This window comes from Sphingopyxis sp. P1IMeth2 (genome assembly GCF_900185685.1).
In the GTDB taxonomy this organism is placed as follows: domain Bacteria; phylum Pseudomonadota; class Alphaproteobacteria; order Sphingomonadales; family Sphingomonadaceae; genus Sphingopyxis; species Sphingopyxis terrae_A.
Window position 1 is genome coordinate 694,640 of the sequence record NZ_FYAT01000001.1, and the last position, 14,796, is coordinate 709,435.

12 protein-coding genes and 1 tRNA gene are annotated in these 14,796 nt (G+C 61.2%); 3 read left to right on the top strand and 10 right to left on the bottom strand.

Annotated features, from left to right (window positions below; genetic code table 11):
* Nucleotides 1–2 precede the first annotated feature (2 nt).
* Nucleotides 3–1,964, bottom strand: a complete 1,962-nt coding sequence (locus P1IM2_RS03225; RefSeq protein WP_186401415.1) for an alkyl/aryl-sulfatase — start codon at nucleotides 1,962–1,964, stop codon at nucleotides 3–5.
* Nucleotides 1,965–2,065: 101 nt separating this feature from the next.
* Between P1IM2_RS03225 and P1IM2_RS03230 the strand changes: the two genes are divergently transcribed.
* Complete coding sequence (locus tag P1IM2_RS03230) at nucleotides 2,066–2,548, top strand: flavodoxin family protein (RefSeq protein ID WP_186401416.1); 483 nt, start codon at nucleotides 2,066–2,068, stop codon at nucleotides 2,546–2,548.
* Nucleotides 2,549–2,574: 26 nt separating this feature from the next.
* On the opposite strand, the gene P1IM2_RS03235 is transcribed toward P1IM2_RS03230, so the two are convergent.
* Nucleotides 2,575–3,210, bottom strand: a complete 636-nt coding sequence (locus tag P1IM2_RS03235; RefSeq protein ID WP_186401417.1) for a glutathione S-transferase family protein — start codon at nucleotides 3,208–3,210, stop codon at nucleotides 2,575–2,577.
* 99 nt (nucleotides 3,211–3,309) lie between these two features.
* Here P1IM2_RS03235 and P1IM2_RS03240 point away from each other — a divergent pair, with 99 nt between their 5' ends.
* Nucleotides 3,310–4,071, top strand: a complete 762-nt coding sequence (locus tag P1IM2_RS03240) for a competence/damage-inducible protein A (RefSeq protein ID WP_186401418.1) — start codon at nucleotides 3,310–3,312, stop codon at nucleotides 4,069–4,071.
* Here the strand turns inward: P1IM2_RS03240 and P1IM2_RS03245 are convergent.
* From P1IM2_RS03245 to P1IM2_RS03275, 7 genes are all read right to left on the bottom strand, one after another.
* Nucleotides 4,044–5,297, bottom strand: a complete 1,254-nt coding sequence (locus P1IM2_RS03245) for an MFS transporter (protein ID WP_222102991.1) — start codon at nucleotides 5,295–5,297, stop codon at nucleotides 4,044–4,046. The two genes, P1IM2_RS03240 and P1IM2_RS03245, sit on opposite strands and share 28 nt — an antisense overlap.
* Nucleotides 5,298–5,354: 57 nt before the next feature.
* Nucleotides 5,355–5,428: transfer RNA gene (locus tag P1IM2_RS03250), tRNA-Gly, on the bottom strand.
* 141 nt (nucleotides 5,429–5,569) lie between these two features.
* Nucleotides 5,570–6,133 (bottom strand): peroxiredoxin, encoded by a 564-nt coding sequence (locus tag P1IM2_RS03255; RefSeq protein WP_003042476.1) that lies wholly within the window; start codon nucleotides 6,131–6,133, stop codon nucleotides 5,570–5,572.
* 196 nt (nucleotides 6,134–6,329) lie between these two features.
* Entirely contained in the window at nucleotides 6,330–9,476 is a 3,147-nt protein-coding gene (locus P1IM2_RS03260) for a type I restriction endonuclease subunit R (RefSeq protein WP_186401419.1), read from the bottom strand.
* Nucleotides 9,473–10,159 carry an abortive infection family protein gene (locus P1IM2_RS03265; protein WP_186401420.1) on the bottom strand — a complete coding sequence of 229 codons (687 nt, stop codon included), beginning with the start codon at nucleotides 10,157–10,159 and terminating at the stop codon, nucleotides 9,473–9,475. The genes P1IM2_RS03260 and P1IM2_RS03265 overlap by 4 nt, the downstream gene beginning before the upstream one ends.
* Nucleotides 10,160–10,167: 8 nt before the next feature.
* Nucleotides 10,168–11,487, bottom strand: a complete 1,320-nt coding sequence (locus P1IM2_RS03270) for a restriction endonuclease subunit S (RefSeq protein WP_186401421.1) — start codon at nucleotides 11,485–11,487, stop codon at nucleotides 10,168–10,170.
* Nucleotides 11,477–13,078, bottom strand: coding sequence for a type I restriction-modification system subunit M (locus P1IM2_RS03275; RefSeq protein WP_186401422.1), 1,602 nt, complete (start codon nucleotides 13,076–13,078; stop codon nucleotides 11,477–11,479). The genes P1IM2_RS03270 and P1IM2_RS03275 overlap by 11 nt, the downstream gene beginning before the upstream one ends.
* A 416-nt stretch (nucleotides 13,079–13,494) precedes the next feature.
* Here P1IM2_RS03275 and P1IM2_RS03280 point away from each other — a divergent pair, with 416 nt between their 5' ends.
* Nucleotides 13,495–14,169: a hypothetical protein gene (locus P1IM2_RS03280; protein ID WP_186401423.1), complete on the top strand. Its 675-nt coding sequence runs from the start codon at nucleotides 13,495–13,497 to the stop codon at nucleotides 14,167–14,169.
* Between the two features lie 309 nt (nucleotides 14,170–14,478).
* Here P1IM2_RS03280 and P1IM2_RS03285 read toward each other — a convergent pair whose 3' ends face one another.
* Complete coding sequence (locus P1IM2_RS03285; protein WP_186401677.1) at nucleotides 14,479–14,709, bottom strand: hypothetical protein; 231 nt, start codon at nucleotides 14,707–14,709, stop codon at nucleotides 14,479–14,481.
* Nucleotides 14,710–14,796 lie beyond the last annotated feature (87 nt).

Below are 14,796 nucleotides of genomic sequence, written 5' to 3' on the forward strand. Positions count from 1 at the left end.
CCCTATGGCACAACAATATTGAAGCGCGGGTCGGCGGGCGGGTGCATCGCGAACCACGACAGAAAGGCCATGCGGTCGCCCTCGATGCGGATCGCACCCGATTGCATCAGCGCCGGAAACTGCGCCTGGCCGAGCATCACATCGTCGAGCGTGCTGCGATCGAGCGTGATCGTCGCGGTCGGCGCGGCGTCGGTGACGCCGTAGCGCGGGAATTCGACCCCGCCCTCGACGACGACCGCGACGCTTTCCTTGCTGTCGGGCATCACGAACTGGAACACGCCCTTCTGCGCCGCGCCCTTCACCGCGTCGAAGCGGGTAGCAAGCGAATCGAAGAAGACCGCGGTCGGGATCGCGCTGATGAACGACCGGCTCTGGCCGTTGCTGGTGCCGCCAGCGACCGCATTGCCGCGCAGCGTTGCGGCGGCGGCGAGATAATAGTTGCGCCACGCCCCCGATTCGGCCTGATAACCGAGCTGGTCATAGGCCGAGGCGAGCGCCGCGCGCGCCGCCTGATTGTCGGGCGCCGCGAAGACGAGCTTGTTCAGCATTTCGGCCGCCCAGCGATAATCACCCTTGGCGATGGCGTCCTTGCCCGCTGCGAGCAGCTTGTCGGGGCCGCCCGCAAGCGCGACATATTTGGGCGCGCTCTCTTCGGGCGGCAGCGGGTTGAAATTGGCCGGATTGCCGTCCCACCAGCCGAAATAGCGCTGATAGGTCGCCTTCATGTCGTGATTGAGGGTGCCATAATAGCCGCGCGTCGAAAAATCGCTTCCCTGCACCGCCGCTTCGGGGGTCTGGTCGGCAAGCTCATGCAGCGTCGCGCCCCGGTTGGCGAGAAACAAGGTACGATCGTGGACGTAGCGATAGGCGTCGCGCTGGTTCGTGAGCAGCGTGCGGACCTCGCCCGCGCCCCATGTCGGCCAATGGTGCGATCCCATCGCAACCTCGGCGCTGCCGCCCCATTTGAGCAGCATTGCGTCGATCACCTTCGACCAGCGCAGCGCGTCGCGGACCTGCGCGCCGCGCAGCGTCAGCACATTGTGCAGATTGTGGGTCACCACCTCGGTCGTGTGGAGCGCCTTGTAGGCGGGGATGTAAAAGACGAACTCGGCCGGCGCCTCGGTGCCGCCGGCGTCCATGAAGTCGAAGGCCAGGCCGTCGATGGTCAGCGTCGCGCCGCGCGCGGGCACGGTTTCGGTCGGCTCCATATAGCCGATCGTCCCAGACGAAAGCTTGGGGCCGAGCCCGGTATCGACCTGTCCCGTCGGCCCGGGCGCGAGGATCGCCCCGAACATATAGAGCGCGCGGCGCCCCATTGCCGGGCCGGCAAGGACATTTTCCGACGTCGCCTCTTCGGAAAAGCCGTGCGGTGCGATAATGCGGATCTTGTCCTTCTTCACCTGTTCGGGGGTCACGATGCCGCGGACGCCGCCGAAATGGTCGCTGTGGCTGTGGCTGAAGATGACGGCGCGGATCGGCAGCACGCCCGTCTTTGCCTCGACCGTGTCGGCGAACAGCTTCCACCCCGCCGCAGCGGTTTCCTCGGACAGCAGGGGATCGACCACGATCCACCCGGTCTTGCCACGAATGATCGTCATTACCGACAGGTCATAGCCGCGCAATTGCCAGATCTTGTCCGGCACAACCTCGAACAGCCCGTGCACCGCATTGAGCCGCGCCTGCCGCCACAGCGACGGGTTGACCGTGTCGGGGGCCTTGGCCCTGTTCAGAAAGTCATAGGGGCGGCGATCCCAGACGATCCGGCCATCCTTGCCCTTGATGACGCCGTCGGGAATCTCGGCGATCTTGCCGCGCAGCACATTCGCCTCGTCGCGCGGGTCGTCGAGCGGCAGGCGCTGCGCGAGTTCGGCCTGCGCGGCGCGGGTCGCCTCGCTGGCCGCATCCTGCGCGGCCGCGCCGCTCGCCCACAGCATGATCGGAATCAGACAGATCGCACGCTTCATCGCATCCTCCCCTTTTGGTCCTGCTTGCGCCTTGTGGCATGGCTTGGCAAGCGGCGGCCCGGCGGTGCGGGCTTCGCGCGATGCTAGAGGATCTTGCGGCGATGAAATGCAAATTGCTTATCATTTGGCACAGCCGCACCGGCGGCAGCGCCGCGATCGCCGAGGCGGCGGCGGCAGGTGCCGGCGACGCAGCGCGCCGCGTCGCGGCGGACGATGTGACGCCAGAGATGATTAGAGCGGCGGCGGGCTATCTGTTCGTCGGCCCCGAAAATCTCGCGGCGCTGTCGGGCGCGATGAAGGAGATGTTCGACCGCTGCTATTATCCCTGTCTCGGCCGGATCGAAGGGCGCCCCTATGCGACGATCATCTGCGCCGGCTCCGACGGCGAGAATGCCCAGCGCCAGCTCGATCGCATCGCGACCGGCTGGCGCCTGCGGCGTGTCGCCGACCCGGTCATCGTCAACACCGATGCCCAGACGCCCGAGGCGATCCTCGCCCCCAAGACGATTGCGGCGGACCGCCTCGCCGAAGCGCGCGATCTGGGCGCGGCGCTGGCGGAAGGGCTGACGGCAGGAATTTTCTAGGCCCACAACCCTGAGGCCGGATGCCGTCAGGCCGGGCTCGCCGCCTGCATCTCGGCGATCAGCCCGTTGTCGATTTCCTTGGCCCGCCGGTATCCCGCGCGCTCGCGCAGCGGCGCGACATAGGCTTCGAAGGCGGGGCGCGTCGGGATCGTCCCGAATTGCAGACCCCAGTCGAGCTGGCTGCCGACATAGACGTCGGCGGCGCTGAAGCGCCCCTCCGCAACGAAGGCCTTGCCCGCCACCGCCGTTTCGAGCGCGTCGAGCGCCTTTTCGAACGAGCCATATCCTACCATTCGCTGCTGCTCGGCGCTCGGCACCCAGCCCGCGTGGGTGTTGGTCACCGCGGTTTCGAGCGGCCCGGCGGCAAAGAACAGCCAGCGGTAGTAGTCGGCGCGCGCCTCCAGCGGCGGCGCGAGCCCCGCATCGGGAAAAGCATCGGCGAGATAGGCGCAGATCGCGGCGCATTCGGTGACGACCTTGCCCCGGTGGACGATCGCGGGCACCTTGCCCATCGGGTTAATCGCCAGATAGTCGGCGCCCTTCATGCTGTCGTCATAGCCCAGGATTTGCGTGTGATAGGGCGCGCCCACCTCTTCGAGCATCCAGCGGACGATCTGTCCGCGCGACATGGGGTTGGTATAGAAAATCAGATCGTCGGCCATGGTTGCTCTCCCTTGCTGCGAGTCGCAAAGAACATATCAGGAACATCGTCTGCGATCCAGAAGCCTTGTTTTGTCATGCGGGCGCGGTAAGGCAAGAGGATGAGCGACGAACGCATCTGGACCGCCGCCGTGCTGGTGATCGGCGACGAGATTCTCTCGGGCCGCACGCAGGACAAGAATGTCGCGCAAATCGCGACCTGGCTCGACGTGCAGGGGATTCGCCTGCGCGAAGTGCGCATCGTTCCCGACGTCGAGGACGAGATCGTCGCGGCGCTGAACGCGCTGCGCGCGCGTTACGACTATGTCTTCACCACCGGCGGCATCGGCCCGACCCACGACGACATCACCGTCGATGCGGTGGCGAGAGCGCTCGGCGTCGGGGTCATCGTCCACCCCGATGCGCGCGCGATTCTCGAACGCTATTACACGGCGCGCGGCGGCGAACTGAGCGAAGCGCGGCTGCGCATGGCGCGCACCCCGGAGGGCGCCGAGCTGATCCCCAACCGCATGTCGGGCGCGCCCGGCATCCGCATCGGCAATCTGTTCGTGATGGCGGGCGTGCCGCACATCACCGCGGGCATGCTCGATGCGCTGACCGGCGCGCTGGAAGGCGGGGCGCCGCTCGTCGCGCACACGATCGGCGCATGGGCGCCCGAAAGCGAGGTCGCCGACCTGCTTCGCGCGGGCGAAAAGGATTACCCCGGCGTCGCAATCGGCAGCTATCCCTTCTTTCGCGACGGCCGCGTCGGCGCCAATTTCGTCTTTCGCTCGACCGACGCGGAGCGGGTCGCCGCCTGCGTTGCCGCCGTGCGCACAGCGCTCGAGGCGGCGGGCTATGCGGTGACCGACGGCGGCATCTGATCGGCCGCGTCGGCGTCGCTCGTCCGCGTCGCGCGCGGCAGGCGGCGCAGCATCGCGATCGCGAACAGTCCGAACAGCGCCGCCACCAGAAAGGCGGCGCCGGGGAAATGCACCGGCGCGTTCGCGCCCGTGAACCAGGCCATGGTGCCAGTGAGCAGCAGGGGCGCGACGATCTGTCCCAGCCCCAGCGCCATCGCCGATATTCCCTGCACCTCGCCCTGCGCGCCGGCATCGGCGCGGCGCGACAAGATCGCGCTCAGCGATGGCTGCACCGGCGCCTGGAACATGATCGGCACGATCAACAGGAAGGCGCCCCAGGTCGTTGTGACGAACGCATAGCCGACGAACACCGCGACCGCGACGGCGATGCCGATCGTCGCCGCATCGCGTTCGCCGAAACGCGCGACCATCGGCCCGACGACGAAGCTTTGCCCGAGCGCGATGGCGACGCCGACCGCGGCAAGGCTCGCGCCGATCATCCCCGGCGTCCAGCCGAGCTGCGCGATGCAGTAAAAGCTCCACGTCATCGGATAGACGAGGCTGGCGATCTGCCACAGCAGCAGCACCGCCGCCGCGCCGCTCATGCCCGGAAGCGCGCGCATCGCGCGAAAGGCGCCAAGCGGATTGGCGCGGCGCCAGTCGAAGCCGCGCCGTCTGTCGGGCGCCAGCGTTTCCGGAAAGATGAAAGCGCCGTAGATCATGTTCGCCGCCGCGAGCAGCGCCGCCGCCACAAAGGGCGCGCGCGGCGACAGCTCGCCCAGAAAGCCGCCGATCGCGGGGCCGACGACGAAGCCGACACCGAAGGCGGCGCCGACGAAACCGAAATTGCGCGCGCGCTCCTGCGGCCGCGTGACATCGGCGATCGCCGCCATCGCGGCGGCATAGCTACCCCCGAAAATCCCCGACAGCGCCCGCGCGACGAACAGCCAGGGCAGCGTGTCTACGATCGTCAGCAGTGCATAGTCGGCGGCGAGTCCGGCAAGCGACAGCAGCAGCACGCGCCGCCGCCCGAACCGGTCCGACAGATTGCCGAGCACCGGCGAAGCGAGGAAGGTCGCCACCGCCATGACGAGCCCGATCAACGCCCCGACCTCGATCGCATGCGGCAGGTCGATGCGCCCCACCTCCATCACGAGCTGCGGCAGCACCGGCATGATGATGCCGAACCCGATCGCATCGATGAAGATGGTCGCCACGATGAACGGAATGGTGCGCTTTGCCGTCACAAGAAAATCCTGAATGTCGGAAGCGGGAGGTCTGCGCCGAGCCTCTTACGGCAGGGCTGGAGCGGGTGAAGGGAATCGAACCCTCGTCGTAAGCTTGGGAAGCTTCTGCTCTACCATTGAGCTACACCCGCATTTCAACGACTTGGCCCCTGCCTGCCGTGCTGTTTTAAAGCGCGTTTTGCAGTTGCCCTCGCGATGCGGCATCCGAGTGCCACGATGACCGCGCTGTCGTCAACATATCTCTTGCGGATCGCGCGGGCACGCGGCGGCGATCAGCGCTTCCGCGCCTTCCATGCCCGCACCGCCGCCATTGTCTTCTCGATATGCGCCTGCGGCTTGCTGTCGGTGTAGCTGAGCAGGATCGTCCCGTTCGGCGCAATCACATAGGATGTACGTTCGGAGAGAATCCGGTTGTCCGCCGTGCGCATCGTCGTGTCATATTTGGCGGCGACCTTCGCGCCCGGATCGGCCGCCACGGCAAATTTGTCGCGGCATTCCGACCGCGAAAATTCGGCGACGCGGTCGATATTGCCCGCGGTGACGCCGATGACGCGTGCGCCCAACTTTTTGAAATCGTCGGTCGATTCTGCAAAAAGATGAGCCTCGATCGTGCAGCCGGGCGTGAAAGCCGCGGGAAAGAAATAGAGGACGACCGGACCCTGCTTCAACGCCTGTTTCAGCGACAGGCTGAAAGGCTTCCCGCCCTGTGCCGCATCCAGCGTGAAATCGGGCGCCTTCACGCCGGGCTTGAGCGCCGCGAAGCCCTGCAGCGGCGCGGCAGCCAAGAGCAGCCCGACACCCAGCGCGATTGCCGTCATGCCCCGGAATTTCATCATCGCTCTCCCATTTGGCCGATGTCGCCAAGCATGACCAAAAAATTGCGCGGGCGTCCAGCGCGCCGACGCGGACGCCCGTCGAGGTCATGGTCTTGGAGAAAACTGGCGCGCCGCGACCGGCGAAGATGAGAATTACGTTTTTGCTATTGCTCTCTGAGAATGGCCGGGATTTTCCAGCACCATAAATTCGAGCAGGCTATATCGCCCAATCGATAGCAATCGCGTTTGCTTGTTCGAGCACGAGATCAACTGCGGCTTTTTGTAGGTCGGGCGGATAGCCATAGCGGGCCAGCAGCTTGCGAACCTCGATCCGCATCTTTGCTCGCACGCTTTCTTTTTGCGTCCAATCGACCGTAACGGTGCTGCGGATTGTTTTGACGAGTAATTGAGCAAGGGTGCGGAGTGTTTCACGCTCCATCAGGTCTCGGGCTGATCCGTTTTCGGCCAACGCGTCGTAGAAAGCCAACTCTTCGGGCGCCATGCCCAGCTCCTCGCCGCGCTTGGCCAATGCGGAAACCTCACGCGCCAGCGAAATCAGCTCATCGATTACCTGCAAGCTATCGACAGCCCGATTGTGGTAGCGGGTCAGCACATCGGCGAGCCGCTCACTCAGCTTGCGCCCTTCGACAATGTTCAGCCGTTCGCGCGCCTTGATGTTGCCCTGCAAAAGCCGCCGCAGCGTTTCAACCGCCAAGTTTGGCTGCTTGGTCTGCTTCACTTCCATCAGGAAATCGTCGGACAAGATGGCAAGATCGGGCTGCTCAAGCCCGGCATCCTTAAACACGTCCAGAATACCGTCAGACATGACGGCCTGCGACATGAGCTGGCGAATTTCCTGCTCGATTGCCTGCCGGCCGCGTCCGCCCCGGCCAGACGTGTATTTGATAAGATTGGCCCGCAAGGCGACGATCAGCGCCACCTCTTGCCGTTTCGCCGATGCCCGCTCATCGCCTGCCGCGATGGCGAAGGCTGCCTCGGCCTGCGTAGCAAGGTCGATGAACTCTGCACGGTGATCGCTGGACAGGATTTCTTCTAAGCACTGTTTGAGGATGGTCAGGCGGGCGGCTGGATCAGCATCGAAAAAGGCCTGCCAGTTAGCCTTGCCGAGCAATGCAAGCGCGGATTCAACCTTGGTCAGAAGCTGGCGCACCGCCTCATCCATGTTGAGGCTGACCTGCTCTTGATCGCGGGCGCTGTACTGTGCCAGTGCAGCCCGCAATTCCGCTCCAATGCCAAGATAGTCGACGATCAGGCCGCCCGGCTTTGCACCGAACACGCGATTGACCCGTGCGATTGCTTGCATGAGGCCATGCCCGCGCATCGGCTTGTCGATGTAAAGGGTGTGCAGCGAGGGCGCATCGAAGCCGGTCAGCCACATGTCGCGCACGATCACCAGATCGAAGCCGGATGCTGGATTCTTGAAACGGTCAGCCAAGTCCTCCAGCCGCGACTTGGTGCGGATATGCGTTTGCATGGCCTGTGGATCGGCATTGTTGCCGGTGATGACCACCTTCATCATGCCGCCCGCATCGTCATTCCGATCAGCGCCAACCCATGTTGGACGCAATCGGGCGATCTCATCATAAAGCGCAACAGCAACTTGGCGGCTGATCGCCACGATCATGCCCTTGCCACCGCCCATCGCCTCCTTGCGTTCCTCGAAATGGGCGACAATGTCGGCGGCAACGGTCTCGATCCGTTCCTTGGAGCCGACGATTTCCTCGAACCGGCTGAACTTTGCTTTCAACTGTTCAGCGGCGCGCACGTCGCTGCCTTCGGCCAGCTCTTCGGCCAGCGCATCCAACTCATCGCGTTGATCTGCGTCGAGCCGCAACATCAGCTTGGCCAGCCGGGCGGAATAGTGAATCGGCACCGTCGCCTTATCGATGACCGATTGGGTCATGTCGTAAGTGTCGATCACGTCACCGAACACCGCCGCCGTGCTGCGATCCTTTTCGTCAATCGGTGTGCCGGTAAAGCCGATGAAGGTTGCGTTAGGGAGAGCTTGGCGCAGATACTCGGCAAAGCCGACTTCCTCCCGCACTTCATCGCCGCGCGTCACGAACCGGCGGTTGAGGCCGTATTGCGAGCGGTGCGCCTCGTCGGCGATCACGATGACATTGCTGCGATCGGTTAACAGCGGGTGTTCGCCGTCATCGCCACGAAACCGCTGAATGGTCGTAAACACCAGTCCGCCAATATCAACCTTGAGCAGCTCCCGCACTGCCGCCACGGTTTCCGCATTGCGCGGCTCGCCACGGATGGCGCTGCCGTGAGCGGCGAAGGTTTTGAATAGCTGATCGTCCAAGTCGTTGCGATCAGTGACGACAACGATTGTCGGGTTTTTCAGCCTTTTCGCCAGTTGGAGCTGGCGAACATAGAACAGCATGGTCAGCGATTTGCCGCTGCCTTGCGTATGCCAGACCACGCCGCCCTTGCGGTGTCCTCCCTCCCCAGCCGCCTTGACCGTTGAGGCCAGCGCACGCCGCACGGCGTGGAACTGGTGATAGCCAGCCAGCTTCTTAGATTTGACCACGCCATCGGCCATTTCAAAGGCGGTGTAATCGAAGGCCAGGTCAAGCAGCCGCGCCGGATCGAACGCACCCTTGGTGAGCACTTCCAGCTCTGCCCGGCCAAAATCATCGTGCTTGTCGCCGTCGATGGTCCGCCACGGCTGGAAGCGATCAAGCCCGGCAGTCAGCGAGCCGATGCGGGCTTCCATTCCGTCGCTGATGACCAGCGCAGCATTGAAGCGGAAAAGTTCAGGTGCCTTATTTTTGTAGTTCTGAAGCTGCTCGTGCGCCCGGCTCATTGTGGCGTTTTCATCGGCGGGGTTTTTCAGTTCCAGCACTGCCAGCGGCAGACCGTTTACGAACAGCACGATGTCCGGTCTGATCGTGTGCCGCTCGCTCTGCACGACAAACTGGTTGGCGGCGATGAAGCTGTTATTGTCCGGATTCTTCTGGTCGATCAGGCGCAGGCGGACCGTCCGGCCTTCGCCATTTTCGTTCAGCTCCACCGGCACACCGAAAGTCAGCAACTCATGGAAGGCCCTGTTATTCTCTAATAGGTTTTGCGTGGGCGCGGCCAGCACTGCGCGAATGGCGGTTTCAACCGTGGTTGAGGTCGCATCGGGGTTGAGCGCAGCGAGCGCATCGCGGAGCTGCCCTTCCAGCACCGTTTGCCGATAGTCGCTGCGGGCGGTCATCGGGCCGCCGGGAGCAAGGTAATCGCCGGGCAGCACGCGCCATCCTGACAGGTCGAGCCAGCTCATTGCCGCCAGTTCAACCGCGCCCTCGTTGAAGCGATTGGGGGTGGAGGCGCCGCCGGTGGACCAGTTCATGCGGCGGCTTCCTCTTCTGCATCAGCGGGGTTGGCAAGCCGCCAATCGGTCAGGGCCGCCTCATACTGGGTGCGATCAAGGTTGAAGAGAATGCGACTAGGTTCGAAGCTGGACCCGGCGATTTCTACCAGCTCGTATTCGCTGTCGTTGCTGTCGTTGAAATCGCCTTCCAGTTCATAGGACGGGCCGGACGGTTCTTCCACGTCATCGGATGGTCGGCTCCATGCGACATCGAGCAGAAATGAAACCAGCGCATCGCACAGGCCGCCCAGCATATAGGCGTGCTGGCGCTGCAACACGGCCCAATCGAGCGCGCCACCGTGGCGCATGTTGGGAATATTGCTGAGGCGGGCAAGCGCCGTGGTCGTTTCCTCGATACCCTTGATGAGCGCGGACAGCTTTTCATGGATCTTTTTGCCGTCCGGGTGGTCGGTCATAGAAAAGTCGAAGGCTTCGATAACCTTGGTCATTCGGCCCGGCAGCCCTTCACGGCCGAATTCGATGTTCAGTTGCAGGCCGATGGAGGCCTGCGCCGCCTCAAAGATCGTGCGGACGCTGGCAAGGCATGTGTTAGGCAGTTGCTCGATGCTCTGTTCCAACGCGGCAACGTGCAATTCAAGGTTGCCAGCCCGCTCCGGGTGCCGCTCGATCAGATTTCGCAGGAGCTGGAGCTGATAAGCCATGCGTTCCCCTATGCAGCGGCAATCGAATCTTCCGCGTCATCCACGCGAAGCTCGCCGGAAATAAGTTTTGGAATCAAATAATCCCTCAATTCCTGAAGTTGCGTTTCTTCTTCTGAAGCCGCCAATACACGCTGATATATTGGCGAAACCCGCGCTTCAAATGCATTCCTGATGCCGTCATTTGCAGGAACAATGCTCGCGTTTTGGAGAGTGGCTGTTGTTATGGTATCGAACGCCGATCCATGGGCCGCTGCGATAATCCTATTGATTTCGTTCCTGAAACAAAGATTGAACCAAAAATCAAATCCTTCGTGCGATTTCAACGCATAGCACGTCTGATTCATCGCCATATCAATGCCGAAAAGGCAGTTTCGACCTGTCGTAGCTCCGCGTGCGACAACGACAGTCGAATATGCAGGAACAATCTTCGTCGAACTCTCGTCAAGACCACGTTCTGTTATGGTGCGTTCGGTAGCCCGCAGGAAAAGTTGCCCGCATTGGCTAACATCTTTTGCGCTTGCCCATGGGATTGGGCCGTTCCAGTAAGCAGCGTTTTCCGTCTTGGGCGTTCCGCCCGAAATCAAATCCGCAAAACTTAGCAGCGGCTCGTGGCTCCATCCCAGCGGCAAGCCTTCATCATTGAAGCCATCCGGGAACAGCGCGGCGATGTCGGCGGGCAGGCCGGCGTCGTGCCCTGCGGCTTTGGCGTGTACTGGGTCGAAATCAACAAACCAGCTCTCGAACAGCCCCCGCGCCATGCCCTCCAATGTCGCGGCCATCTTGCGGTTGAGGTCAATTTTCGCATCAAGGCTGGCGAGTAGGTCAGCAATCTTTTCTTGCTCTATCCGGTTGGGCGCATGAATTGGGATGCTTTCCAGTATTCCAGTGTTGAGGTTTGGCATCACCAAGCCGACAGCGTTTTGCCGCAACCAAGCGCGGGTTTCGGGCAAGCCGATGTGATAGCCAATATACCGTGGGTCAGCATGCTTCGGATCAACGCGCGCCAGCAGGCAGCCCGTGCCGCACAACCAGTCAACTTCACGCTGAGTAACGACCGCGCATTTATCGACCTCTCCTCGTCGGGAGAAGATAATGTCGCCAAGGCGAACGCGGTGTCGCTTCAGTTCAGCGGCCTTAGCCTCTGAAATGCGGGCGATCCCATCTTCCGCGAGCCTCCCGCCTTGGATGTTCGTCGGCATGATGACCGGAACACCTTGATCCACATAATCGGCCCGGTGAAGCTGGCTACCGAACGGGCCAGTCTGGATGCCTCCATTTGGCTTGCGACAGAAATCTCGCAGAGTTTGTGTCTGCCACTCACCAGCCATAACCAACCTTTTTCAGTTGGCTGCGGATTTCCATGTCGAGCACATTACCGCGTTCCATCTGTTCTTTCAGCGTCCCGGTCAGCCGCGTCATCTTGTCTGAAAACAGCTCGCCATCGCCTACACGCTCCGCCTGCTCCACATACATTCCAGGGGTGAGCACGAAACGCTTGGCGGCGATGGCTTCAATCTTCACCGATTTAGCAAAGCCGGGTACGTCCGCATACTTGCCGTTCTTCTCCCGCCACGCATGATAGGTATCCGCAATGGTCGCTACGTCTTTTTCGGTCAGCTCTTTCAGCGTTCGCGTGACCATCGTGCCCATGTTGCGCGCGTCGATGAACAACACATCCCCGCGCCGGTCGCGCAGCTTTTTGTCCTTCACTATGCCGTTCGATTTGTCTCGAGCGACAAACCATAGGCACACCGGAATCTGCGTGGTCGAAAAGAGCTGACCGGGAAGCGCCACGATGCAGTCGATCACGTCCTTTTCGATCAGCCGCTGGCGGATTTCGCCTTCGCCCGATTGCTGGCTGGACAGCGAGCCATTGGCGAGCACAAACCCGGCGATGCCGTGAGGGGCCAGATGGTGATAGATATGCTGGACCCACGCGAAGTTGGCGTTGCCAGCGGGCGGGGTGCCGAATTGCCAGCGCGCATCGCCCTGCAATTTCTCCTGCCCCCAGTCGCTGGCGTTGAACGGCGGGTTCGCGAGGATGTATTCCGCCTTGATGCCGGGATGCATATCCTCGTGGAAGGTGTCGGCCCACTTGCTACCAAGGTTTGCCTCGATGCCCCGGATGGCGAGGTTCATCTTGGCCAGCCGCCATGTGGTCGGGTTGGACTCCTGCCCATAGATCGAAATGTCGTTGCGCCCGCCCTCGTGGGCTTCGATGAACTGTTCGGACTGCACGAACATGCCGCCTGACCCGCAGCATGGGTCATAAACACGGCCCTTGAACGGTTCGATCATCGCCACCAACAGACGCACCACGCAACCTGCGGTGTAATACTGCCCGCCGCGTTTGCCTTCGGCGATGGCAAATTGGCCAAGGAAATATTCATAGACCCGGCCAAGCACATCCTGCCCGTGGTGCTCATCGCGGAACGCTAGATCGGAGAAGAGCTTGACCACTTCGGCTAGCTTGGTCTGGTCGAGTTCCGGCCGGGCATAATTCTTGGTCAGCACGCCTTTGAGAGTCGGATTCTCGCCCTCAATGGCGATCATCGCCGTGTCGATCAGCTCGCCGATGGTCGGCTTGGTGCTGGTAGCGTTTTCCTTGAGGTATTCCCAACGCGCGTGTTCCGGCACCCAGAACACACTCTCGGCAGTGTAGGAATCCTTCTCTTCGAGCAGCTCATCCCGGAGCACGTCAGGGATAGTCTCATCAGACGCAATTTCATTGCGCCTCTCGTTAAAGCGGTCTGAAATATATTTGAGGAAGATAAGCCCCAGCGCGACATGCTTATATTCAGCCGCGTCCATGTTCCCGCGCAGCTTATCGGCAGCTGCCCAGAGCGGCGCCTCAAACGAGCGCGAAGATGAAGCGTTTTCTGGCTCAATTCGAACCTTTTTGGGTCGCCCCCGAGCCATATGAATCACCCCTGTAAAGCATTATTTTTTTGTTCTTTAGCCAGAGAATGCTCGTTGTCCTAGCGCCTCATTGCCCCCCACGAGGAAGCGTCTCCCGAACTGGATGATTGCTAAGGCAAGCCCAACGGCAGGGCGACGGAAGCCGCCGCATCTTGTTAGCCTTATGATAAGCCATTGAAACTTTTTGAAAAAACTATCGCAGTATGGCTCGAATTGCCTGTAGCCTTACAGTAAGTCATTCCAAAGTAACCACAATACGCGCGAAGCTGGCAGTCCTTTTATCTTGCCCTCCCAAATGTCCGTTCCCCGCATCCATCCCTCACACAGAAATCCATCGCCTCTCATTGGCAAACGACCAGCTGCGAAGGTTGGCAAATGGCGCGGCCCTTCCTAGAATCAGGAATTCAGTCGATACGATGAGAGACAAGGAAGCTATGACGCTAAGACTTAAGATCGGGGGAAATCGAACCATTCTGAACGGTGTTGAGCCGTCCTCGCTAAAGTTTCGGCATACTGACACCGCTCACGAAACCGTTTTCAGCTTCCTCGTCGCAATTATTGGATTTGGAAGCTTAGTTGACGTTTATATGGCGCAGCCAGAGGAAGGTGCAAAACCTTGGGCAGACGATCACTACGCGACCTTTGATGGCCTGCTCTGCGACGTCACGTTGCGATGGAAGCCGCAACTCGTCGTCCACTCTGCCATTACGAATAACATGCCACACGAAATATGCTTCGAACAGCATCAGGTTACCCCATTACCGGCCGGTGAAACAGTGAACTTAGGAGCGCTCAATCATCTCATCTTTGGCCTAAGCCAGATGATGATCGTGTCTTACGTCGAGAATCATAAGGACCATCTGAAAACTAAATACGGCCCGGTCGCCACTTGGCCTCCCGTATGGCAGTTTGCTCGGATCGTACGAAACGCGATGTCCCACGGGAACAAGGTCAACATCAGTGACGGGAAGGCCGCCACCTGGAAAGGCCTAACATACTCTCCCGCCGAGAACGGCCGCCCCGTAGTCAACGCGGACCTATTTCCAGCAGACCTTATCGTTATGCTTAGAGAGCTGGAAGACGCTCTTTAGTGCCGCAGAACGGTCCAACGCCACCGTCACTTACCAGTCGGAAGCGCTACCCAAGAGCGCGATCTTGCCGGGCCGCGATGCTTCGCATCGGACCCACAATTTGTAGTCACACACCTCACGCACGAGTGCTTAACGCTTTTCCGCCACATTCGAGGGTGCGATCCGGGTGCTCGGGCGGCTTCGCCTGTCCAAAACGACGGTTTTCTAGGACGTTTCGAGAGTGCGCATCGCACCCTCGAATGTGGCGGATTGGAATAGGTGAGCTGCCCGCCCCTACCCTGCCCCGACGACCTGCGCCGACGTTCGGGCTTAGAGCTTTTGCTCTTCTTCTCTCCGTCGAAGCTCTCGCTCGACCGCCTCGCGAATGAACTTCGCCAGCTGACGATTACCGACCTGAGCTTCAATCCGACGGATCGTGTCCACCGATAGCCGGATAGTCGTGGCTTTCATTCCAAGCGGCGGGCGTCCCATGCCCTCGTCGCTATCGGCCTCGCGCTCAATCTCAAAGAGAATCGCGTTAATGACATCGTTTATTTGCATATACGCTACCGTTTATGATATAAACGATAGCGTAAACAAGGTTTGTTTCGTCAGCCGACGACGAGCCGAGACCGAATCACGATAGCG